Source organism: Streptomyces sp. SCL15-4, assembly GCF_033366695.1.
Lineage (GTDB): Bacteria > Actinomycetota > Actinomycetes > Streptomycetales > Streptomycetaceae > Streptomyces.
Map to the genome: position 1 here is coordinate 6,111,557 of NZ_JAOBTQ010000001.1, position 22,624 is coordinate 6,134,180.

Genomic DNA, 22,624 nt, shown 5'->3' on the forward strand with positions numbered 1-22,624 from the left:
GCCCGTCGCGGACCGCACCGGTACTGAAGCCGACCTGTGACGCGACACACGCGAGCGACGGGGGTCGCGGCACCGGTCAGAACGCGGGGCGCTCCGGGTCCAGCACCGCCAGGCCCTGCGTCGGGGAGGACGCCTCGGCGAGATACCTGCGCGGGATCCGCCCCGCCAGCCGGGCCAGCCGGCCCCCCTCCACGGCGTGCCGCATCGCCGCCGCCATCAGCTCCGGCTCCTGCGCCCGGGTCACCGCCGACGCCAGCATCACCCCCGCACACCCCAGCTCCATCGCCAGCGCCGCGTCGGACGCCGTCCCGGCCCCCGCGTCCAGGATCACCGGCACGCTCGCGTGCTCCACGATCAGCTGGAAGTTGTGCGGGTTGCGGATCCCGAGCCCCGACCCGATCGGCGAGCCCAGCGGCATGACGGCCGCGCACCCCACGTCCTGGAGCCGGCGCGCGAGCACCGGGTCGTCGTTGGTGTACGGCAGCACCGTGAACCCGTCGTCGACCAGCGTCTCCGCCGCCTCCAGCGTCTCCACCGGGTCCGGCAGCAGGGTCCGCTCGTCGGCGATGACCTCCAGCTTGACCAGGTTCGTGCCCAGCGCCTCCCGGGCCAGCCGCGCGGTCAGCACCGCCTCCCCGGCGGTGAAGCAGCCCGCCGTGTTCGGCAGCACCCGGATGCCGAGCTTCTCCAGCACCGACAGCACCGAGCCGTGCACGGAAGCGTCCACCCGGCGCATCGCGACGGTCGTCAGCTCCGTACCGGAGGCGACCAGCGCGCGTTCCAGCACCTCCAGGCTGGGTGCCCCGCCCGTGCCCATGATCAGCCGGGAGGAGAGGGTCAGGTCCCCGAGGACCAGCGCGTCGTCGGCCATGGCTCAGCCTCCCTGTACGGCGGTGAGGACCTCGACGCGGTCGCCCTCGGCGAGCGCGGTCGTCGCCCACCGGGTGCGCGGGACGACGGTCTCGTTGACGGCGGCGGCCACCCCGCGCGGCGCCTCCGTGAGGGTGCCGACCAGCGCGTCCAGCGCGGTGCCGGGAGCGACGCGGCGGGGTTCGCCGTTGACGGAGATGGTGACGGAGTTGCTCATACGGGCTGCTCCAGCTGTTCCGTGGGTGCGGCGCCGAAGCGCCGGGGAGTGAACGGACGTGCCTCTTCCGGAAGCTCGCCGGTGACCAGGGTGTGCGCCAGTACGTCCCCGGTGACCGGAGTGAGCAGCACCCCGTTGCGGTAGTGCCCGGTGGCCAGCAGCAGTCCGGCCAGGGCGGACGGGCCGAGCAGCGGCGCGTTGTCCGGGGAGCCGGGGCGCAGTCCGGCCCGGGTCTCGGTGAGCGGCAGCTCGGTGATGCCGGGCACCAGCTCGTGGGCGTCGCGCAGCAGCTCGTACACGCCGCCGGCGGTGACCGTGGTGTCCCAGCCCAGCTCCTCGCTGGTGGCGCCGACGACCAGCTCGCCGTTCTCCCGGGGCACCAGGTAGACCTGGCCGCCGCGCACCACGGCCCGCACGGTCCGGCTCAGGAACGGTGCGTACCGGGGCGGCACGGTCAGCCGCAGCACCTGCCCCTTGACCGGCCGCACCGGAGGCAGCGCCTCGGCCGGCACGCCCGCGAGGCAGCCGCTCAGGCTGCCCGCCGCGAGCACCACCTGCCCCGCGTGGAGCGCGGTCCCGTCGGCCGTGGTGACTCCGGCGGCCCGGTCCCCGGCCACGTCCAGGCGCTCGGCCCGGACGCGGTGGAACGCCACACCGGACCGCTCGCAGGCGACGACCAGGGCCGCGGCCAGCCGGCGCGGATCGATCTGGTGGTCGCCGTCGACCCGCAGCCCGCCGCGCACCCCCGGCGCGAGCATCGGCTCCAGACGCCGGCACTCCCGCCCGGTCAGCCACTCCGACTCCAGGCCGTGGCGCTGCTGGAGGGCGTGCAGTTCGCGCAGGTGGGCGCGGTCGTCGGCGTCCAGCGCGACGGCGAGGGTGCCGCAGCGGCGGTAGCCGAGGTCGTGGCCGGTCAGCTCGGTCAGCTCGGCCGCGAACTGCGGATAGCGGTGCGCGGACGCCAGGTTCAGGCCGAGCAGGGTCTCCTCGCCGTAGTGCAGCTCGGTGACCGCGGCCAGCATCCCGGCCGCCACCCGGGCGGCCCCGCCCCCGGGTCCGGGGTCCACGACGGCCGTGGCGAGCCCGCGCTGCGCGGCACGCCAGGCCGTGACCAGGCCGATGATCCCGCCCCCGATGACGAGGACGTCGGACGTACGTGACGACATGGGCGGTAAGCCCCTCCCTTCGCCGGCATGACCCGGATCAGGTTCGTACGGTCGGAGGCCGCGAGCCTCCCTCTCAGCCCGGTCGTCCGGGCTCCCGCGAGTGCTTGTACGGTGGCCACCCTAGCCCGCCGTCCTCCTCACCCGTAAGGGAGCCCCGTTTCATGGCCCGTTCGCTCGACGGACTGTTCTTCGCCCCCGTGTCGGACCAGGCCCCGGGCCAGGTGGGCACCCGCACCCGGTTCGCCTACCACGAGAAGGACGGCGAGATCTGGGCCGACTACGCGGGCGGCGATGTCGTGCGCGGCCATCTGGTCGGCACCCGTGAGGGGGACCGGCTGGACTTCCGGTACGTGCAGCTCAGGACCGACGGGACGACCGCCTCCGGGCACTGCGTGTCCATGGTCGAGGAACTGGCGGACGGGCGGCTGCGGCTGGCGGAGACCTGGGAGTGGGAGTCCGCGCCGGGCCGTGGCACCAGCGTTGTGGAGCAGGTCACCGAGCACACCCGCTGACTGACGTTCCGTCATGTGTCTAAGGTGATCGCGTGAGCGAGCAGACACCGCACGAGGGCACGGCACAGGAGCGGCGCGTGGTCGTCGTCGGCGCGGGCATGGCCGGGGTGCAGACCGCGGTCGCCCTGCGGGAACAGGGCTTCAAGGGCCCGGTGACCGTCATCGGCGCCGAACCGCACCAGCCGTACGACCGGCCGCCGCTGTCGAAGGCGGTGCTGCTCGGCACGGCCGAGGGCTCCGCCTTCGACGTGGACTTCGAGTCCCTCGGCGTCGAACTGCGGCTCGGCTGCGAGGTGCGCGCCCTCAGGCCCGCCGCGCGCGAGCTGGACACCGAGCACGGCGTGGTGACCTACGACGTGTTGGTCCTCGCCACCGGCGCCGAACCGGTCACGCTGCCCGGCGCCGAGGGCGTGCCCGGCGTGCACCTGCTGCGCACCCTCGACGACGCCGCACGGCTGCGCCCCGTGCTCGCCCGGCAGCACGACATCGTGGTCGTGGGCGCCGGCTGGATCGGCGCCGAGTTCGCCACCGCCGCCCGCGAGGCCGGCTGCGCGGTCACCGTCGTGGAGGCCGCCGACCACCCGCTGGCCGGCGCCCTGCCCGCCGAGGTCACCGCGCCCATGGCCGGCTGGTACGCCGACGCGGGCATCGCGCTGCGCACCCGCGCGCGCGTGGACCGCGTCGAGCCCGGCGCGGTGCTGCTCGCCGACGGCACCCGGCTGCCCGCGGGCGCCGTCGTCGTCGGCATCGGCGCCCGCCCCGCCACCGCCTGGCTGGCCGGCTCCGGCGTCGGGCTGGGCGCGCACGGCGAGGTTCTCGCCGACGACCGGCTGCGCACCTCGGTACCGGATGTGTACGCCGTCGGCGACTGCGCGTCCTTCCCCTCGGCCCGCTACGGCGAACGGCTCCTGGTGCACCACTGGGACAACGCCCTGCAGGGCCCGCGCACGGTCGCCGCGGACATCCTCGGCGAGACCCCGGCGGTCTACGACCCGGTGCCCTACTTCTGGTCGGAGCAGTTCGGCCGGTTCGTGCAGTACGCCGGCCACCACACCGCGGCCGACCGCCCGGTGTGGCGCGGCGACCCGGCGGGCCCGTCCTGGACGGTGTGCTGGCTCGGCGAGGGCCGCCTGGTCGCCCTGCTGGCCGTGGGCCGCCCGCGCGACCTGGCCCAGGGCCGCCGCCTGATCGAGGCGGGCCGGATCATGGACGCCGAGGCGCTGGCGGACCCGTCCCGGCCGCTGAAGAACGCCACCGCCGACTGACGGCGTCACGGGGTCGCGGGGGCCCGACCAGCCACGACGGCGCCGCGGACGGCCGACGACCTTTCGCGACCGCACCCGCCGAGCGCCTACCCTAGGTGCTGTGACCGAGATTGACGCAAAGATCGATGCTCTCGTCCCCGCCTGGCTCACCCTCCCCGACATCGCCGAGATGCTCGGCGTCGAGGTGACGCGCGTCCGGCAGCTGGTCAAGGAGGGCCAGCTCATCGCCGTACGCCGGGGTGAGAACAGGGCGCTGCACGTGCCCGCCGCCTTCATCGACGGGGACAAGGTGGTCAAGGGCCTGTCCGGGACGCTGACGCTCCTGCGGGACGACGGCTTCACGGTCGAAGAGATGATCGAGTGGCTCTTCACCCCCGACCCGTCCCTGCCCGGCACTCCCGCGCAGGCCCTGAGCGAGAATCGCGGCACGGAGGTGAAGCGCCGCGCCCAGGCGCTCGCCGTCTGAGCGACCCGCACCCGGCGCGGTGTGCGGGCCGCCCGCCCGCACACCGCCACCGGCGGCCGACCGTGCCCGGACACCGGCCCGGGGCCGCCAGACCGGACACCGGCCCGGGCGCCACGCCGGACACCGGCACGGGGCGCCATGCCGAACGCCGGCACCAGGCACACCACGCCGAACACCGGCGCCTGGCACAGCGCCGTATACCGGCGCACCAAGCACCACGCCGCACACCGGCACCACCAAGCACCACGCCGTAAGCCGACGGCACCAGGCACCACGCCGCACACCGCCGGCGCCGAGCACCACGCCGTACGCCCGCGGCGCCGAGCACCACGCCGCGCACCGCACCGCACCGCCGAAAACCGCCACGGACACCGACCACGGGGGGACCCACGCATGTCCGACACCGCCCGCGCCGCGCTCGCCGACGCCCGCCTGTACCTCTGCACGGACGCCCGCAAGCGCCAGGGCGACCTGCCCGAGTTCCTGGACGCGGTGCTGGCCGGCGGCGTCGACATCGTGCAGCTGCGCGACAAGGGCATGGAGGCCGCCGAGGAACTGGAGCACCTGGCGGTCTTCGCCGACGCTTGCGCCCGGCACGGCAAGCTGCTCGCGGTCAACGACCGGGCCGACGTCGCCCACGCGGCCCGCGCCGGGGTGCTGCACCTCGGCCAGGGCGACCTGCCGGTCCCCGCGGCCCGCGCGATCCTCGGCGACGGGGTGCTGATCGGCCGCTCCACGCACGCCGAGGACGAGGCCGCCGCGGCCGCCGTCCAGGACGGCGTGGACTACTTCTGCACCGGCCCGTGCTGGCCCACCCCCACCAAGCCCGGCCGCCACGCCCCGGGCCTCGGCCTGGTCCGCTACGCGGCGGGCCTGCGCACCGACCGCCCCTGGTTCGCCATCGGCGGCATCGACCTGGGCAACCTGGACCAGGTGCTGGACGCCGGCGCCCGCCGGGTGGTCGTGGTCCGCGCGATCACCGGGGCGGACGACCCCGGCGCGGCGGCGGCGGAGTTCGCCGGGCGGCTGCGGCAGGCGTAGCACCCCGGCGGACCGCCGACGTCCGGGATCATGTCCAAGGGATGGACAGCGGCCCGACAATTCGGGCAATTTCCGAGGTCCGGTTGGGGGACCGTCCGCCCCTGGCTAACCTGCCCGTATGGCCCTCGGAACCCCGTCCACCAGGACTGATCGCGCACGCACCGTGAGCGATATGCTCGCCGCCGGCAAGACGACGTACTCGTTCGAGTTCTCCGCGCCGAAGACTCCCAAGGGTGAGCGGAACTTGTGGAGCGCGCTCCGGCGGGTCGAGGCGGTCGCTCCCGACTTCGTCTCCGTGACCTACGGCGCCGGCGGCTCCACCCGCGCGGGCACGGTCAAGGAGACCCAGCAGATCGTCGCCGACACGACGCTGACCCCGGTCGCCCACCTCACCGCGGTCGACCACTCCATCGCCGAGCTGCGCAACATCATCGGCCAGTACGCGGACGCCGGGATCCGCAACATGCTCGCCGTGCGCGGCGACCCGCCCGGCGACCCGATGGGCGAGTGGGTGCCGCACCCCCGGGGCCTGACCTACGCCGCCGAACTCGTCCGGCTCATCAAGGAGTCGGGCGACTTCTGCGTGGGCGTCGCCGCGTTCCCGGAGATGCACCCGCGCTCGGCGGACTGGGACACCGACGTGGCGCGCTTCGTGGACAAGTGCCGCGCGGGCGCCGACTACGCCATCACACAGATGTTCTTCCAGCCCGAGTCCTACCTCCGGCTGCGCGACCGCGTGGTGGCCGCCGGGTGTGACACACCGGTCATCCCGGAGATCCTGCCGGTCACGAGCGTGAAAATGCTGGAGCGGCTGCCGAAGCTCAGTAACGCCTTTGTCCCGGACGCCCTGAAAGAGCGGATCCTGACGGCGAAGGACGATCCGGCGGCGGTACGCTCCATCGGTATCGAGTTCGCCACGGAGTTCTGCGCTCGGCTGCTGGCCGAGGGAGTGCCCGGACTGCACTTCATCACGCTGAACAACTCCACGGCGACCCTGGAGATCTACGAGAACCTGGGCCTGCACCACCCCCCGCGGGCCTAGACCGGCCGCACCGCGATAGGACACACTGCGTAGCGGTCACGGGGAGTAGCGGGCACTGGGAGAGGGGCGTACATGGGCTGGACGGTCCTCTACATCGCGTTCGGCGGCGTCGCGCTGTGGTTGCTGGGCGAGGTGCTGCTGCAGTACAAGGCGCGGCTGCGCTGGCGGCTCCTGGCCTTCGCCGGCTTCCTCGGCGTCGTGATCGGTGTGCTGTTGCCCTCCGTGATCGTGATCGCGCTGGGCGCGATCGCCTTCGCGGTCGGCCAGACCTTCGTCACGCTGTCGTTCCGCCGCGGCTTCGCCTCCGGCTGGGCGGTCCGCCGGCCCGGCCCGCAGGCCGGCGGCGCCAGCAAGCGCCGTCGCGGCCGCGCCGACCGCAAGGACCCGGCCCCCGCGTCCCCCGGAGTCCCCGACACGTCCGGCATCGCCCCGGAGCCCTACGACTCCGCCCAGGCGCCCGGCGGCTTCGACGACGACTACGACCGCGACGACGTCTTCACCCCGGCCGCCACCCGTCCGGCCGAGCCCACCGCCGCCGAGTCCACCGCCGTCCACGCACCCCAGTCCGCCGGGAACACCGGCGGCTACGGCGCCTACGACGACCCCGCCTACCCGGCCCCCGACCCGCAGGCCCCCGTCTACTACCCCGGCTACGGCCAGCAGGACTACGGCTACGACCCCGCGGCCGGACAGCAGGGGTACGCCAACTACTCCGACCCCTACATCGGCAGCCGGCCCTACGCCTCCTACGACCAGGGCTACACCGAGCAGTACGGACAGCAGCCGGGCTACGCCCAGGACCCGTACGCCCCCGCCGGTCACGCCGAGACCCCGCCCGGCGGGGTGTGGGTGCCGCAGCAGCGCAGCGACGACAGCCACGGCGGCGAACTCCCGCCGGAGCAGCCGTACCCGCGGCAGCCGGACGGGGCCGGCTACGACGAGCAGTACCGCTTCTGAGCCGCCCGGCCGGGCGTCACTGGGAGCCGCGGAACCGCGGCCCCTCCACGATCAGCCCGGCCACCAGGGCGCCCGACATGCCGGCGTGCGCCAGTCCGCCGCCCGGGTGGGCCCAGCCGCCGGCCCGGTACAGCCCCGGCAGCCGCGTGGTGTTCGCCGGATGCAGGAAGCGTCCCCGGCCGGCGGCGAGCGCGGGCGCGGGCACGGACCCGGCGCGGGCGCCCGTCTCCTCCTCGGTGGCGCCCGGCGTCCGCACCTCGTGCCACAGCAGCCGGTCCCGCAGGCCCGGTATCGCCCGCCCGGCGGCCTCCAGCAGCAGGTCCGTGTACCGGGCGACCACGCGCGCGTCGTCCCAGGCGGCCCGCGTCGGCACCACGGCGGACAGCACCGCCGACTCGTGCCCGTCGTCCGGCCGCAGCGCCGGATCGCCGGGACGCAGCACGGTCACCGTCGGCGACGGCGGTTCGTCACCGCCCGGCGAGGCCAGGAAGTCCCACTCCCGCTCCGGGTCCGCCGGATGCACGACCGTGCGGTGCGCGGCACCGGACTCCGGGGCGCCGCGCAGGGCGAGCAGCACGGTGAACCGGCCGGGCGGCGCGGCCTCGGGATCGGCCCGCACCTCGTCCTCGCCGTCCAGCGGACGGTCCGTCAGTGCCCGCAGCCGCGCCGGATGGACGTCGGCCACGACATGGTCCGCCTCCGCCACCGCGCCTCCGGCCAGCTCCACGCCCGCCGCCCGGCCGTCCTTCTCCACGATCCGGGTGACCTCGGCGCCGAAGACGAACTCCACCCGCCGCTTCAGGCACCGCTCGTACACCGCGCGCGCCAGCTCCCGGATGCCGCCGCGCACATACCAGGTGCCGAAGGCGTGCTCCATGTACGCCAGCACCGCCGCGCTCGCCGGAGCGGTCCGCGGGTCCAGGCCGTGGGCGAGCGCATGACTGGTCAGCAGGGCCGACAGACGCTCGTCCCGCAGCTCCCAGGCGCCGACCTCGGCCAGTGTCGCGGCCCGGCGCGTGCGCAGCAGCCGCTTGTGCGGCACCGCCGGATACGGCTCCTTCTCGGCCAGCACCCGCCAGTTCGGCCACAGCGGCTCTTCCAGCAGCGGCCGGCGGGTGCGGTCCCACGCCTCGCGGGCCCGCACCAGGAACTCGCCCCAGCGCTCGCCCGCGCCCGCTCCCAGCGCCTCGTCCAGGGCCGCGACGACCCCCGCGCGCGTGGCGTTGGCCAGCGCCACCTCGCTGCCGTCCGCGAAGACGTGCCGCGACGACGGGTCGACCTGGACCAGCTCGACGCAGTCCTCCAGCGGCTCCTTGCCGGTCTTCACGAACAGGTCGCGGTAGACCGCGGGCAGCGTGAGCAGTCCCGGGCCCGTGTCGAAGCCGAAGCCGTCCCGCTCGAACCGGCGCACCGCACCGCCGTACGTCTCCGTACGCTCGTACACCACCACCCGGTGGCCCGCGACGGCCAGCCGGGCGGCGGCCGCCATCGCGCCCGTCCCGGCGCCGATCACCGCAATCCGTGCCATGCCCGCGACTTTATCGACCGCCACCGACAATCCGGCCGCCGGGCGGCCCCGGCGCAGGTCAGCGGGGTCGTGAGGAGGCCCGTCGCGCCTCGCGCCCACGGGCCCGGCGGCGCAGGAAACGACGGATGCGCGAGAACAGGAACACCAGCGCCAGCAGCCCGCCGGCCAGCAGGACGCCGGCGATCACCGCGGCCGCCACCGGATGGAACACCGCGAACGCCAGCACGCCCCCGGCCCCGAGGTCCTCGGCCACGCTCAGCACGATGTTGCTGAACGGCTCGGGCGAGGCGTTGACCGCCATCCGCGTCCCCGCCTTGACGGCATGGCTGGCCAGCGCGGTGGAGCCGCCGAGCAGCCCGGCCGCCACGTCGGACACCGACCCGCTCTGCCCGGCGAGCAGCGCCCCCACCCAGGCCCCGGCGAGCGGACGGACCACCGTGTGCACGGAGTCCCACAGCGAGTCCACGTACGGGATCTTGTCGGCGACGGCCTCGCACAGGAACAGCACGCCCGCGACGATCAGCACCTCCGGGCGCTGCAATGTCTGCGGCACGTCCGCGCCGATCCCCGTCACGCCGAACAGGCCGAGCAGCAGCACCACCGCGTAGGCGTTGACACCGCTGGCCCAGCCGCTGGTGAAGACCAGAGGGAGTACGGACACGGAGGCGATCGTAGCCAGTCGGCGGGCCGGCGGCCTGGGCACGCGGGCGGAGGTCTGAGTACACGTACTCAGACCGCCGGATGAGTACCCGTGCGGATGGGGCGCCGGCCGCCGGGACGGGAGAGTGGAGGCACGGCAGGGGGACGGCCCGGCACCGCCGACACGGGGCGGCGGAGCGGGGCCCGGACCGTCGCCGCTCCTTCCGCCGATCCGTCGGCGGAAGCGAGACGGGGGCCTCGGGGGACGATCGCCACGGGGGCCGGACAGGGGGAGCCCGTACGGGGGAGTACGGGGGGATCACGGGGGAGACGGGAAGGCGCCGGACCGGCAACGGTCCGGCGCCTTCTCTTTCCGCCCTCCTCGGCCCCGCGGCATCCGCTGGGAACCGGATGCCTCAGATCCGGCCGCTGACCCGCCCCTGGAGCAGCCGGGACAGGGCCGCGTGGACGTCGTCAAGGGACCGCTCCGGCTGGAAGGACTTCCAGTCCAGCGCGGCCACCAGCACCATGCCGACCAGCGCCGCCGCCGTCAGCGGCACATCGATCTCGTCGCTGAACTCGCCGGCCGCCACGCCCTCGCGCAGCACCCCCTCCACCACCGCGACCGCCTGCTGCCGCACCACCATCAAGGTGGACTGCCAGGCCCGGTTGGTGCGCCACAGCTCCGCCACGTACAGCTGGGTGAAGGCCGGATAGCGGTCGATGAAGACCAGTCCCGCGCGGACCATCGCGTCCAGCGCGTCCACCTTGCCGCCCCCGGCGCGCGCCGTCCCCTCGGCGGCCTCCTTCAAGGACGCGGTGAGCAGGCCGACACCGTGCCGCAGCAGTTCCTCGAAGAGCACGGACTTGCTGGCGAAGTTGTAGTAGACCGTGCCCTTGGCGACCCCGGCCCGCTCGGCGATCTCGTCCACCGTGGTCGCGGAGAAGCCCTGCTCGGCGATGAGCGTGACGGCCGCCTCGTAGAGCTTCTGCCGGGTGGCCTCGCGGCGCGTGCTCCCGCCGGCCCTAACGCTGGTGCTTTCCATGGCCCCGATTCTCACAGGTGCCCTCGCCCGGCGGTGAAAGCCCAGCTCGGAACGGATTGTCAGTGGCATAGCTCACGATGGGTACATACGGCATTCGTGCCGTCACCCAGACGACAGGAGGTTCGTCATGGCCCACTCGTCCGCAGCCGCCGCCCGCCGGCGCCGCGCCACCGGCCCTGCCCCCTCACTGACCGGCCCGGCGAGCGACGTGCACCCCGTGCTCCGCCGGGCCACGGCCCCGCCCGCCGCTCTCGACCTGCTCGCCAAGGCCCGGGCCGGACTGGAGGAGGCCACGCTCCTGGACACCCCGAACGAGCGGTACGCCACGGCCCACCTCGCCGCCCTGCGCACCGCCGCCGCCGTGCTCGCGGCCCGCGGCCGGCCCGAGACCTCCCCGCGCCGCCGGGCCCGCATCCGCAGCGCCTGGGAGGTGCTGCCCGAGATCGCGCCGGAGCTGACCGAGTGGAGCGCGCTGTTCGCCTCCGGCGCCGCGCGCCGCGCCCGCGCCGAGGCGGGCATCCGGGGCGCGGCCGGCCGGCGGGACGCCGACGACCTGATACGCGACGTGGCGATGTTCCTGCGCATCGTCGAGCGGATGCTCCACCTCCATCCGGTCCTGCCCCAGCCCCGCCAGGACGCCGACGCACCAGGGCGGACGCCGACGCGATGACCTGCCGCGGGGCCGGAGGCAATAGGGTGGAGTCGCCTGAAGCCCGCAGACCCGCCGAGGAGTCAACTGCCGTGTCGGACCCGTCGCGCCCCCGCGCCTCCCTGCGTACCGCCGTGGTCTGGGACGTCCTGCGGGACGCCCTCGACCGCCGGGTCAAGGCCACGGGCCGGGACTCGCTGGACGTCCTCGACACTGGGGGCGGCAGCGGGAACTTCGCCGTGCCCCTCGCCCGCCTCGGCCACCGGGTCACCGTGGTCGACCCCAGCCCCAACGCCCTCTTCGCCCTGGAGCGCCGCGCCGCCGAGGCCGGCGTCGCCGACCGGGTCCGGGGCGTCCAGGGCGACGTGCACGGCCTGTTCGACGTGGTCGAGCGCGGCGGTCACGACGCCGTCCTGTGCCACGGCGTCCTGGAGTACGTGGACGACCCGGCCGAGGGCGTCCGCAACGCCGTCGCCGCGCTGCGCCCCGAGGGCGTCCTCAGCCTGCTCGCCGCCGGCCTCGGCGGCGCCGTGCTCGCCCGCGCCCTCGCCGGCCACTTCTCCGAGGCCCACCAGGCGCTCCAGGACCCCGACGGCCGCTGGGGCGGCGGCGACCCGATGCCCCGCCGGTTCACCGCCGAGCAGCTCACGGCGCTGGTCGAGGGCGCCGGCCTGCGGGTCGGCGCGGTGCACGGCGTGCGCGTCTTCGCCGACCTGGTGCCCGGCGTCCTGGTGGACACCGAGCCCGGTGCCGTGGACGCGCTGCTGAGGCTGGAGGCCGCGGCGGCCGAACTGCCCGCGTTCCACTCCGTCGCCACGCAGCTCCATGTGCTCGGCGAGACGCCGGGTGCCGCCGGAAGCTGAGTGCCATGGGGGCCTCGAGCGTCCTGAGCGCACCATCGGGAACAGCCGCTGATCAGCGCCTCGGCCGCGCATGGAGTACACCACAGGCCCCCCGATCGAGCGGTTTGCGCCGTATGATCGAGGTACACCGCTCGGCATGACGAGTCGGCCGCCGGGGAATGGAAGCCTCAGCGAGCCGGACGGCCATGACGGAATCCGGTTGGCCAATTGGCGTAGAGGGGCGGGTTTCACGGGGGCGATTCCCTGCCTATCCTGAAGGGACCCCCCGGGTCGCCCCGGCGACTGCACGATGAGGAGGACTCCGTGCCGCTCTCAGAGCACGAGCAGCGCATGCTCGAGCAGATGGAGCGAGCGTTGTACGCCGAAGATCCCAAGTTCGCGTCGGCGCTTGAGGGAAGTGGGCTGCGGACGTACACCCGTCGGCGGGTCTACCAGGCGGTCGCGGGTTTTCTCATCGGTATCGCGCTCCTCATGACCGGAATGGTCATGCAGCTGATCTGGGTCAGCGTGGTGGGTTTCCTCGTCATGTTGGGCTGCGCCGTGCTGGCCGTCACCGGCTGGCGCAAGACCCCGAAACCGGGCGAGCAGCCGCCGGCCGCCGGCCGTCGGCAGGTGCGGCCCAGACGCTCCATGATGGACCGCATCGAGCAGCGCTGGCAGCGCCGCCGGGACGAACAGGGCCGCTGACCCGGCAGACACACGTGAGGGGCGGCCACCGCGAGGTGGCCGCCCCTCAGCCGTGTCCTCGGCCCGCGGGCTCAGCTCTGCTGCCCGGACGGCCGGCGCAGCGCCGGCCGGGCCGCCACGGCCCGCGCCCGCAGCGCCGAGCAGCGGGCCGTCACCGCCCACCACGCCCGGACCGACGAGCGGGGCAGGAACAGTGCCCGCAGCCGCCTCCCGGCGCCCCCCACGCCGCCCAGCGCCTCGATCACCCGGCGCACGTCCTGCGCCGTGCCCGCCGCCGGCCGCGGCCGGGGCGCGTACAGCGCCTGTTCCACCGCGTCCGCCACCCGGTGCACCGCGGCCCCGGCCGCCGGGTCCAGCCGCCCGAGCCGGACGATCCGCTCGGCGGCCTTGCGCGGGGTCAGCGACTCGTCCGGCGTGACGCCGTGGTCCCAGGCGCTGTCCGCCAGCTCCTGCCAGGCGGCCAGGATGTGCGCCGCCGTGCCCTGCGCGGTCCGGGCATGCCCGCCCAGCCGCAGCGCGCGCATCCGCTGCCGCCACAGCAGCGGCGCCAGCAGCACCGCCAGGACCACCAGCGAACCCACCCCGATCAGCAGCCACGCCCACCAGTCCGTGCCGTCGTGGCCGTGGTGCGCGGCCACCGCCGCGGACGGGCTGTCGCAGGCCTCGAGCCGGCGCAGCCCGCCGGCGCAGCTCTCGCTCGGCGAGGCCGGCACCGACGGCGCCGAGGACGCGCCCCTGGACGGCAGCGCCTCCTCGGGCAGCGAACTGCCCGCGGTGTCCGACTGGGTGTACGACGGTGTGGTGCCCCGGGTCGGGGTCGGCTCGAACCGGGTCCAGCCCACGCCCTCGAAGTACAGCTCGGGCCAGGCGTGCGCGTCCCGCTGGTTGACCGCCACCGTGCCGTCGGCCTGCGGAGTGCCCGGCGCGAAGCCCACCGCCACCCGGGCCGGGATGCCCAGCGTCCGGGCCATCGCCGCCATCGCGAAGGAGAAGTGGACGCAGAAGCCCTGCTTCTTCTCCAGGAAGGTCGCGATGGCGCCCGACCCCCGGCCGACCTCCACCTGGGTGTCGTACTGGAAGCCTCCGGTGACGGCGAAGTAGTCCTGGAGCTTGACCGCCTCCTCGTAGTGACTGCGCGTGCCCTCGGTGATCTCCTTGGCGGTGCGGGCCACCACCTTCGGCAGCGAGGACGGCACCTTGGTGTACTCGTCCCGCAGGGCGGCCGGCGGCCGGGGCGCGGCGGCCAGCTGCTCCGCGGTCGGCTCCACGTCCAGGCTGGTCACCTGGTAGGTCTCGCCCCGCGTGGTCTGGCCGTGGTCGCCGACCAGGGTCATCCCGTCCGGCTCGTACCGCCACCGGCCGCTGATCTGCACCTTGCTCGGCGGATACGGCATCGGCAGCCAGTCCTGGGCGTAGGAGTCCGAGGCCGTGATCGTCGTCCGTATCGCGCCGCGCCGGACGTCGTCCTCCAGGCCGGCGGGTGCGGGCAGCCGGTCCGGTACGTCGACGACATGCCGCTGGGCCGGCTTCCAGGTGGTGCCGTCGAACTCGTCCAGGGAGACGATCCGCAGATACAGGTCGGAGAGGTCGTTGGTGCTGGTCCGCAGGGACAGCACCTGGCGGTCGTCGTCGGTGTTCAGGCTGTCGCGCAGCGACACCAGCGGGTTGACCGCCGAGATCGTGCCCCCGTCGCCGCCGCCCGCCCTCATGCCGTCGCGGGCGCTGTCCAGCAGGCCGCCGTCCAGCGAGGGCAGCGCGAGCGGCACGACCAGGGCCACGCCGAGCGCGACCGCGCCGATCCGGCGGCCGGTGCGCACCGGCGCCGGCGGACCCGCCTCCGGGGCGCCCGGCGCGCGGGCCGGGCCGCCGAAGACCCGGCCCCACTGGGCGAGCCGGTCCCGGCCCTCGGCGAGCAGCAGCATCAGATAGCCGGCCGCCGCCACCAGGAACCACAGCCAGTCGGCGCCGCCGTCGGACAGGCCCGCCGCCACCGAGTACAGCGCGAGCAGCGGCAGCCCGGCCGGGGCCGCGCTGCGGAACGTCACCGCGAGCGTGTCCACCAGCAGCCCGATCAGCAGCACACCGCCGATCAGCATCAGCCTGATGCCGTCGGTGACCGGCGCCGGTATCGCGTACCGGCTGATGTCGTCCGTGCCCTCGCCGAGCAGCTCGGCGAAGTACCGGAAGGTGTCCGGGCCCGGGATCAGCCCGGCGATCGCGTGCTGCCGGGCGCACACCAGGGTGAGCAGCACCAGGGTGACCAGGAGCTGCGCCGCCAGGGTCAGCGACCGGCCCAGCGGCACCCGCCGGGCCGCCGCGCCCACCCCGGTCTGCACGGCCACCAGCGGCACCAGTTGCAGCAGCCAGGTCGGCTTGGCGACCAGCGGCAGCAGCGCGCAGGACGCCATCAGCGTGGCCGCCGCCGCGCACAGCGCCAGTCGTGCCCGTCCGCTCATCCCCGTGCCTCCCCGCTCAGCGACGCCAGAGCCGAGCGCTCCCGGTCCGCCTGCCGCCACAGTCCGTCCAGCGCCGCGCCGCGCGGCACGCTCAGCGCCGTCCAGCCCGCCTCGCGCAGCAGCCGCAGCCGCTCCGTGTGCCGGTGGCCGGGCCGGGGCACGTCGGTCGCCTCCCGCGTCCAGGTGTCGGGGTCCAGCACGAAGGCGACGGCGCCGCCGCTGCGCCGGCTCATCTTGGCGACCGTGGTGGCCTGGTCCTCGTCCAGGTCGCCGAGGAAGGCGATCAGCAGCCCCTCGTTTCCGGCGCGCAGCACGTCGTAGGCGCGGGACAGGCCGGTGCCGTCGGAGTAGTCGATCACCGCGAGGGTGTCCAGCAGCAGGCCGGCCGCCTCCGCAACCTCCTGGCCGGAGCCCGCGAAGCCGTCGCCGCCCTCGCCCGGCACCGTGCTGCCGCCGTCGGTCAGCAGCCGTACCGAGAAGCCGCGCTCCAGCATGTGCGCGAGCACCGAGGCGGCGGCGGAGACGGCCCACTCGAAGGCCGAGTCCGGGCCCGCGCCCTCGTAGGCACCGCCGCGGGTGTCCAGCAGCACGGTGCACCGGGAGCGCCGGGGCTGCTCCTCGCGGCGCACCATCAGCTCGCCGTAGCGCGCGGTGGAGCGCCAGTGCACCCGGCGCAGGTCGTCGCCGTAGCGGTAGCCGCGCGGGATCACGTCGTCCTCGCCCGCGAGGGCCGGCGAGCGCTGCCGCCCGTCGCCGTACCCCTTGGCCTCGCCGGCGAAGCGGACCGGGGCCAGCGGCACCACGCGCGGGATGACCGTCAGGGTGTCCTGGGCCGAGAAGGACCGGGTCAGCTCGCACATGCCGAAGGGGTCCGTCAGCCGCAGCTGGAGCGGGCCCAGCGGATAGCGGCCGCGCAGGTCCGAGCGGACCCGGTAGGACACCTCGCGGTGGCCGCCCGGCTCCATCCGGTCCAGCACGAACCGGGGGCGCGGCCCGAGGACGTAGGGCACCCGGTCCTGGAGCATCAGCAGACCGGTGGGCAGCCGGGAGACGTTGTCCATGCGCAGATGGACCCGTGCCTCGCTGCCGGCCGGCACGCGCGCGGGAGCGAGCAGGCGGCTGCCGGCGACCCGGTGGCGCGTGCGGTACAGCACGGTGGCGCAGATCAGGGGCAGCACGGCGAGCAGCAGGCCGACCCGCAGCAGATCGCTCTGGCCCAGCAGGAACGCGCACACCGCGGCGGCGACGCCGGCCGCGAGGAAGGAACGGCCGCGGGTGGTCAGCCCCGCGAGGGCCGTGCGGACACCGCCCGGCTGCCCGCCGTCCGCCTCCGCCGGCCCGGTCCCCCCGAAGCTCATCACAGACTCCGCGGAGGCTGCTCGGGATAGGCCGGGATGGTCCGGCCGAGATCGCCGAGGCCGCCCGGCCGGCCGGGGCCCGCGGGCACCGGCGTGCGCTGGAGGATCTCCAGCACCACCTGCTCCGCCGTGCGCCGGTTGAGCTGGGCCTGCGCGGTGGGCAGCAGACGGTGGGCGAGGACGGCGCCGGCGAGCGCCTGCACGTCGTCCGGCAGCGCGTACTCCCGGCCGGCCAGGGCCGCGGTGGCCTTGGCCGCGCGCAGCAGGTGCAGCGTCGCGCGCGGGGAGGCGCCGAGCCTGAGGTCGGGGTGGGTGCGGGTGGCGGCGACCAGCTCGACCGCGTACCGCCGGACCGGCTCGGCGACGTGCACCCCGCGCACCGCCTCGACCAGCTTCACGATCTCGTGCGCGTGCGCCACCGGCTGGAGGTCCTCCAGCGGGCTGACCCCGCCGTGCACGTCGAGCATCCGCAGCTCGGCCTCCACGCTCGGGTAGCCGACGGAGACGCGGGCCATGAAGCGGTCGCGCTGGGCCTCGGGCAGCGGATAGGTGCCCTCCATCTCGACCGGGTTCTGGGTGGCCACCACCATGAAGGGGCTGGGCAGTTCGTACGTCTGCCCGTCGATGGTGACCTGCCGCTCCTCCATGGACTCCAGCAGCGCGGACTGGGTCTTGGGCGAGGCGCGGTTGATCTCGTCGCCGATCACGATCTGCGCGAAGATGGCGCCCGGCTTGAACTCGAAGTCCCGGCGCTGCTGGTCCCAGATCGACACGCCCGTGATGTCCGAGGGCAGCAGGTCCGGGGTGAACTGGATGCGCCGCACCGAGCAGTCGATGGACCGCGCCAGCGCCTTGGCGAGCATCGTCTTGCCCACTCCGGGGACGTCCTCGATCAGCAGGTGGCCCTCGGCGAGCAGCACGGTCAGCGCGAGCCGTACGACCTCGGGCTTCCCCTCGATCACGCCCTCCACCGAACCGCGCACCCGTTCCACCGTGGCGGTCACATCTGTGAGGCTCGCTCGATCGTCATAGGTCGTCACCCGGCCCTCCTCGGCCCGTTCTTTGCCGGGCCGACGCTGTCACTGCGCAACCGGCCCACCCCGAAACACGGGCACCACGCGGGAAAGGTTCCGCGTGCTGCCACCCCCGCATTCTTCCTGCCGTTACCGATTCGTGTCACCGCCTGTGGACAACTGCCCCGGCGATGCCGGTCATACGACTTGTTCGACCGCGTTTTCGACACGGTCGGCGGGACGCGTCCCGGGGCGGCCGGCCGGTACGTTCCGGGTCAGGCCGGGTCGACCTCGCGCAGCAGACCGGTGCGCACGTCGAAGACGAAACCGCGGACGTCGTCGGTGTGCAGCAGGAAGGGCGAGGTGCGCACCCGCTGCATGGACTGACGCACGTCCTGGTCGACGTCCCGGAAGGACTCCACCGCCCAGGCCGGCCGCTGCCCGACCTCCATCTCCAGCTCGGAGCGGAAGTCCTCGGTCAGGGCCTCCAGGCCGCAGTTGGTGTGGTGGATCAGCACGACGCTGCGGGTGCCGAGCTTGCGCTGGCTGATGGTCAGCGACCGGATCACGTCGTCGGTGACGACGCCGCCCGCGTTGCGGATGGTGTGACAGTCGCCGAGCTGGAGACCGAGGGCCTGGTGCAGGTCGAGCCGGGCGTCCATGCAGGCGACCACGGCGACGCGCAGAACGGGGCTGGCGTCCATGCCCGGATCGGTGAAGGCCTCGGCGTACTTGCGGTTGGCCGACACGAGGACGTCGGTCACACGGCCGCCGGCCGTTATGGCGCCTTCGGATCCAGTGGGTACCGCTGCGGAAGTCGTCATACCGCCGACGTTACTGGTCACGGGGTGTCCCGGCCCGCTGTGAGAGGGGACAAAGAAGGCCATCGCGGCTTGTTGTGAGCGAACCCACAGAGCGGGCGGAGGTCGGCCGAACGGGTGGGCCGGCGCGGATCGGGGTGCCCGCCGCGTCGCGGTGCGCGACGCGCAGGCCGGTTGATTGACCCGGGGACGGCGTGGACTAAAGTGACGCGAAAGCGGGGGACGAGTCTCTCCCCGCTGGTGAGACCCCCGGAGACCCCGGCACCGTCCGGACCCGTCTCCCCGCGCGCGCGGCGCGTACGTACGGCTCGGGGGACCGACGGTGCGTACGGCCCGCCGGAACTGAGAGGCCCCCTTGAGCCAGAGTCGACACGTCCCGGTGATGCTCCAGCGGTGCCTGGACCTGCTGGCGCCCGCCCTGGAGCGCCCCGGAGCGGTGGTCGTCGACTGCACCCTGGGCCTCGGCGGCCACAGCGAGGCGCTGCTGACCCGGTTCCCCGGCGCGCGGCTGATCGGCCTGGACCGGGACAGGGAGGCGCTGCGGCTGTCCGGCGAGCGGCTGGCGCCCTTCGGCGACCGCGCCACCCTGGTGCACGCCGTGTACGACGAGCTGCCCGACGTCCTCGACCGGCTCGGCACGGCGCGCGTGCAGGGCGTGCTGTTCGACCTCGGGGTGTCCTCCATGCAGCTCGACGAGGCCGGCCGCGGCTTCGCCTACGCGCAGGACGCGCCGCTGGACATGCGCATGGACCAGACGACCGGCATCAGCGCCGCCGAGGTCCTCAACACCTACCCGCCCGGCGAACTCGTCCGCATCCTGCGCGCGTACGGCGAGGAGAAGCAGGCCAAGCGGATCGTCGCGGCGGTCGTCCGGGAGCGCGAGAAGGAGCCGTTCAGCACCAGCGCGCGGCTCGTGGAACTGATCCGGGACGCCCTGCCGCAGGCCGCCAAGCGCACCGGTGGCAACCCGGCCAAGCGCACCTTCCAGGCGCTGCGCATCGAGGTCAACGGCGAGCTGTCCGTGCTGGAGCGGGCGGTCCCGGCGGCCGTGAAGGCGCTGGACGTCGGCGGACGCATCGCCGTGCTGTCGTACCACTCGCTTGAAGACCGGCTGGTGAAGCACGTGTTCGCGGCCGGGGCGGCCTCCACCGCGCCGCCCGGGCTGCCGGTCGTGCCCGAGCGGTACCAGCCGCGGCTCAAGCTGCTCACCCGTGGTGCCGAACTTCCCACCGAGGAGGAGATCGCCGAGAACCGCCGGGCCGCGCCGGCCAGGCTGCGCGGTGCCGAACGCATCAGGGAGGACGTGGAGTGAGCGAGACGGGTCGAAGGGTCTCCTTCGCGCACCGGGGGAGCGGCATCCCCGTACCGGGGGAGCGGTGAGCAGGGCACCCGCGCTGAAGGGGAGGGCCGCCCGGCTGGCCCGGCTCTTCCCGGCGGGCCGCGCCCAGGCGGCCCGCACCCCGTTCGTGCTCCTCGTCGTCGTGCTCCTCGGCGGCGGCCTCATCGGGCTGCTGGTGCTGAACTCCGCGCTCAGCGAAGGCTCGTTCGAACTCGCCGACCTGCAGAAGCGGACGAAGACCCTCACCGACGAGGAGCAGGCCCTCCAGCGGGACATCGACGCCTACTCGGCCCCCGACGCCCTCCAGCGGCGCGCCCGCGAACTCGGCATGGTCCCCGGCGGCGACCCCGCCTTCCTCGGCCCCGACGGCACCGTCAAGGGCGTCCCCGGCCCGGCACCCGGGACCGCGGCCCTCACCGGCCCGGCCGCCGCCCCCGGCACCACCGCCCTCTCCGGCCCGGCCGCCGCCCCGCAGACCCAGCTCCCACCCGGCGCCCCCGCCACCGTCCCGGCCCCCGCGCCGCCCCCCGCCGACCCGGCCCCCCGCGGCCCCGCCCGCCGTCCCCCCGTCCGTGTCCATCTTGACCCCCGGCAGGTGACGGAAGTGTCCGACAGGCAACCGCCGCGCCGTCGTGTGCCCGCGCCCGCCAAGCCGCCGCGCCCCAGGGGACCCGTCCGGCGGCAGCCCGGTCCCGGGGCGCGTCCGGTGCGCCGGCCCGGCGGGGCCCGGCCCATGCCGCCCGCCCCGCTCCGGCTCGGCAGCCCCCGGCCCCGGCTCCGCCTGGTCGGCCTCGCCCTGACGCTGGTGCTGCTCGTCTTCGTCGTACGGCTGCTCCAGGTGCAGGCCGTCGACGCGAGCGCGTACGCGGCACGCGCCGAGGAGAACCGGTACGTGGTGCACACCCTGGCCGCCGAGCGCGGCGAGATCACCGACCGCAGCGGCGTCGCCCTCGCCGTGAGCGAGGACGCGTATGACATCACGGCCGACCCGACCATGTTCGGCGCCAAGCAGCTGAAGATCACCGACGGGCCGGAGCGGGCCGCCGCGCTGCTCGCCCCGATCCTCGGCCAGGACCAGGCCGCGCTCGCCGGGAAACTGCGGCCCGCGAACAAGAACTCCCGCTACACCCGCCTGGCCACCCGGCAGACCCCGCAGGTCTGGAAGCAGATCAGGGACCTGAAGACCGCGCTCGCCAACAAGTCCGGCACCGACCACACCACCGTCAACGTGCTGGCCGGCGTCTTCGCGGACCCCAGCAGCCAGCGCGTGTACCCCAACGGCGACCTGGCCGCCGGGATACTGGGCTGGGTCAACGCCGACGGCAAGGGCGGCGGCGGCATCGAGCAGCAGCTCGACAAGCAGCTCACCGGCAAGGACGGCAAGGTCCGCTATGCCCAGGCCGGCGGACGCGAGGTGCCCACGGTCGGGTCGACGGAGACCCCCGCCGTGCCCGGCGCCGACGTCGAGCTGACCATCGACCGGGACATCCAGTGGGCCGCGCAGAACGCCATCAGCGAGCAGGTGCGCGCCTCCAGGGCCGACCGCGGCTACGTCATCGTCCAGGACACCCGCACCGGCCAGATCCTGGCCATGGCCAACTCGCCCGGCTTCGACCCCAACGACCTGTCGAAGGCCGACGGCGACGCCATGGGCAACGCGGCCCTCCAGGACGCCTACGAACCCGGCTCCACCGCCAAGGTGATGTCGATGGCGGCCGTGCTGGAGCGGAACGCCGCGACCCCCCTCACCCACGTCGTCGTGCCCAACCGGCTGCACCGCGGCGACCGGCTCTTCCAGGACGACATCGACCACGCCACCTGGTACCTCACGCTCAACGGCGTGCTCGCCAAGTCCAGCAACATCGGCACCATCCTGGCCACCGGCGAACTCGCCAAGAGCCAGCCCGAGGCCAACAAGATCCTCTATTCCTATCTGCGCAAGTTCGGCATCGGCGGCTACACCGGCCTCGGCTTCCCCGGCGAGACCCCCGGCATCCTCGCAGCGCCGCAGAAGTGGTCCACCTCGCAGCAGTACACGATCCCTTTCGGCCAGGGCTTCTCCATCAACGCCATGCAGGCCGCCTCCGTGTACTCGACCATCGCCAACGGCGGCGTCCGCGTGGAGCCGACCCTGGTGCGCGGTACCAAGGGCGCCGACGGGCGTTTCACCCCGGCGCCGAAGCCCAAGAAGACGCGGGTGGTCAGCGAGAAGACCGCCAAGAGCCTCGCCCGGATGCTGGAGTCGGTGGTCGACGACGAGCAGGGCACCGGCATCAAGGCCCGCATCCCCGGGTACCGGGTGGCGGGCAAGACCGGTACGGCCAACCGTGTGGATCCGGCCACCGGCCGCTACCGCGGCTACACCTCGTCCTTCGCCGGTTTCGCGCCCGCCGACAACCCGCGGATCACCGTCTACTGCGCCATCCAGAACGCCACCTCCGGCAACTACTTCGGCGGCCAGATCTGCGGTCCCATCTACAAGCAGGTGATGGAGTTCGCCCTCAAGACCCTCCAGGTCCCGCCGACCGGGGCGAAGCCCGCCAGCCTGCCCGTCGAGTACAAGCCCTGATCAGCACCCCACTGGTCAGCACGGAAACACCAGGAACGAACTCGTGACAACGATCACTCCCGACGCCGGGAACCACGAGGCCGACAGGCCCTCGCTTCGCTCCGGAGCCGGTACGCCCGG

At 74.4% G+C, this 22,624-nt stretch carries 21 protein-coding genes and 1 riboswitch; of the genes, 11 read left to right on the forward strand and 10 right to left on the reverse strand.

The window, feature by feature from the left end; translation table 11 throughout:
• Positions 1–76: 76 nt before the first annotated feature.
• From SCK26_RS27410 to thiO, 3 genes are all read right to left on the reverse strand, one after another.
• The gene (locus SCK26_RS27410) at positions 77–871 is read right to left on the reverse strand and encodes a thiazole synthase (protein ID WP_318204002.1); all 795 of its coding nucleotides are present in this window, start codon (positions 869–871) and stop codon (positions 77–79) included.
• 3 nt (positions 872–874) lie between these two features.
• Complete coding sequence (thiS, locus tag SCK26_RS27415; protein WP_318204003.1) at positions 875–1,087, reverse strand: sulfur carrier protein ThiS; 213 nt, start codon at positions 1,085–1,087, stop codon at positions 875–877.
• Entirely contained in the window at positions 1,084–2,253 is a 1,170-nt protein-coding gene (thiO, locus tag SCK26_RS27420) for a glycine oxidase ThiO (RefSeq protein ID WP_318204004.1), read from the reverse strand. Before thiO ends, thiS begins: the two co-directional genes overlap by 4 nt.
• Positions 2,251–2,361, reverse strand: a riboswitch (TPP riboswitch). Its footprint overlaps the gene before it by 3 nt.
• Positions 2,362–2,414: 53 nt before the next feature.
• On the opposite strand from thiO, the gene SCK26_RS27425 reads away from it, so the two are divergent.
• From SCK26_RS27425 to SCK26_RS27450, 6 genes are all read left to right on the forward strand, one after another.
• Positions 2,415–2,765, forward strand: coding sequence for a hypothetical protein (locus SCK26_RS27425; RefSeq protein ID WP_318204005.1), 351 nt, complete (start codon positions 2,415–2,417; stop codon positions 2,763–2,765).
• Between the two features lie 77 nt (positions 2,766–2,842).
• The gene (locus tag SCK26_RS27430; RefSeq protein ID WP_318206103.1) at positions 2,843–4,030 is read left to right on the forward strand and encodes an FAD-dependent oxidoreductase; all 1,188 of its coding nucleotides are present in this window, start codon (positions 2,843–2,845) and stop codon (positions 4,028–4,030) included.
• A 100-nt stretch (positions 4,031–4,130) separates the two neighbouring features.
• Positions 4,131–4,496, forward strand: a complete 366-nt coding sequence (locus SCK26_RS27435) for an Rv2175c family DNA-binding protein (RefSeq protein WP_103782680.1) — start codon at positions 4,131–4,133, stop codon at positions 4,494–4,496.
• A gap of 393 nt (positions 4,497–4,889) precedes the next feature.
• Positions 4,890–5,537: a thiamine phosphate synthase gene (thiE, locus tag SCK26_RS27440; RefSeq protein ID WP_318204006.1), complete on the forward strand. Its 648-nt coding sequence runs from the start codon at positions 4,890–4,892 to the stop codon at positions 5,535–5,537.
• Between the two features lie 118 nt (positions 5,538–5,655).
• Entirely contained in the window at positions 5,656–6,579 is a 924-nt protein-coding gene (gene metF, locus SCK26_RS27445; protein ID WP_318204007.1) for a methylenetetrahydrofolate reductase [NAD(P)H], read from the forward strand.
• Between the two features lie 72 nt (positions 6,580–6,651).
• A complete protein-coding gene (locus tag SCK26_RS27450) occupies positions 6,652–7,536 on the forward strand; it encodes a hypothetical protein (RefSeq protein ID WP_318204008.1) in 885 nt (294 codons plus the stop codon).
• A gap of 16 nt (positions 7,537–7,552) precedes the next feature.
• On the opposite strand, the gene SCK26_RS27455 is transcribed toward SCK26_RS27450, so the two are convergent.
• From SCK26_RS27455 to SCK26_RS27465, 3 genes are all read right to left on the reverse strand, one after another.
• Entirely contained in the window at positions 7,553–9,064 is a 1,512-nt protein-coding gene (locus SCK26_RS27455) for an NAD(P)/FAD-dependent oxidoreductase (RefSeq protein WP_318204009.1), read from the reverse strand.
• A gap of 58 nt (positions 9,065–9,122) precedes the next feature.
• Positions 9,123–9,725: a DUF4126 domain-containing protein gene (locus SCK26_RS27460; protein ID WP_318204010.1), complete on the reverse strand. Its 603-nt coding sequence runs from the start codon at positions 9,723–9,725 to the stop codon at positions 9,123–9,125.
• Between the two features lie 394 nt (positions 9,726–10,119).
• Positions 10,120–10,749, reverse strand: coding sequence for a TetR/AcrR family transcriptional regulator (locus SCK26_RS27465; protein WP_318204011.1), 630 nt, complete (start codon positions 10,747–10,749; stop codon positions 10,120–10,122).
• 127 nt (positions 10,750–10,876) lie between these two features.
• Between SCK26_RS27465 and SCK26_RS27470 the strand changes: the two genes are divergently transcribed.
• The 3 genes from SCK26_RS27470 (at position 10,877) to SCK26_RS27480 (ending at position 12,948) form a co-directional block, all read left to right on the forward strand.
• Positions 10,877–11,419, forward strand: a complete 543-nt coding sequence (locus SCK26_RS27470) for an SAV_6107 family HEPN domain-containing protein (protein WP_318204012.1) — start codon at positions 10,877–10,879, stop codon at positions 11,417–11,419.
• 71 nt (positions 11,420–11,490) lie between these two features.
• Positions 11,491–12,261, forward strand: coding sequence for a methyltransferase (locus SCK26_RS27475; protein WP_318204013.1), 771 nt, complete (start codon positions 11,491–11,493; stop codon positions 12,259–12,261).
• Positions 12,262–12,564: 303 nt separating this feature from the next.
• Positions 12,565–12,948, forward strand: a complete 384-nt coding sequence (locus SCK26_RS27480; protein WP_318204014.1) for a DUF3040 domain-containing protein — start codon at positions 12,565–12,567, stop codon at positions 12,946–12,948.
• A gap of 71 nt (positions 12,949–13,019) precedes the next feature.
• Here the strand turns inward: SCK26_RS27480 and SCK26_RS27485 are convergent, their stop codons facing one another.
• The 4 genes from SCK26_RS27485 to SCK26_RS27500 all read right to left on the reverse strand — a co-directional run bounded on the left by SCK26_RS27485 (position 13,020) and on the right by SCK26_RS27500 (position 18,662).
• Positions 13,020–15,404: a DUF3488 and transglutaminase-like domain-containing protein gene (locus SCK26_RS27485; protein WP_318204015.1), complete on the reverse strand. Its 2,385-nt coding sequence runs from the start codon at positions 15,402–15,404 to the stop codon at positions 13,020–13,022.
• A complete protein-coding gene (locus SCK26_RS27490; RefSeq protein ID WP_318204016.1) occupies positions 15,401–16,762 on the reverse strand; it encodes a DUF58 domain-containing protein in 1,362 nt (453 codons plus the stop codon). Before SCK26_RS27490 ends, SCK26_RS27485 begins: the two co-directional genes overlap by 4 nt.
• Positions 16,762–17,802, reverse strand: a complete 1,041-nt coding sequence (locus SCK26_RS27495; protein ID WP_318204017.1) for a MoxR family ATPase — start codon at positions 17,800–17,802, stop codon at positions 16,762–16,764. The genes SCK26_RS27490 and SCK26_RS27495 overlap by 1 nt, the downstream gene beginning before the upstream one ends.
• 248 nt (positions 17,803–18,050) lie before the next feature.
• On the reverse strand, positions 18,051–18,662 hold the full coding sequence (locus tag SCK26_RS27500) for a beta-class carbonic anhydrase (RefSeq protein ID WP_412080786.1): 612 nt from the start codon (positions 18,660–18,662) through the stop codon (positions 18,051–18,053).
• A 289-nt stretch (positions 18,663–18,951) separates the two neighbouring features.
• On the opposite strand from SCK26_RS27500, the gene rsmH reads away from it, so the two are divergent.
• Positions 18,952–19,908, forward strand: a complete 957-nt coding sequence (gene rsmH / locus SCK26_RS27505) for a 16S rRNA (cytosine(1402)-N(4))-methyltransferase RsmH (RefSeq protein ID WP_318204019.1) — start codon at positions 18,952–18,954, stop codon at positions 19,906–19,908.
• 631 nt (positions 19,909–20,539) lie between these two features.
• Positions 20,540–22,504, forward strand: a complete 1,965-nt coding sequence (locus SCK26_RS27510) for a penicillin-binding protein 2 (protein WP_318206104.1) — start codon at positions 20,540–20,542, stop codon at positions 22,502–22,504.
• Positions 22,505–22,624 lie beyond the last annotated feature (120 nt).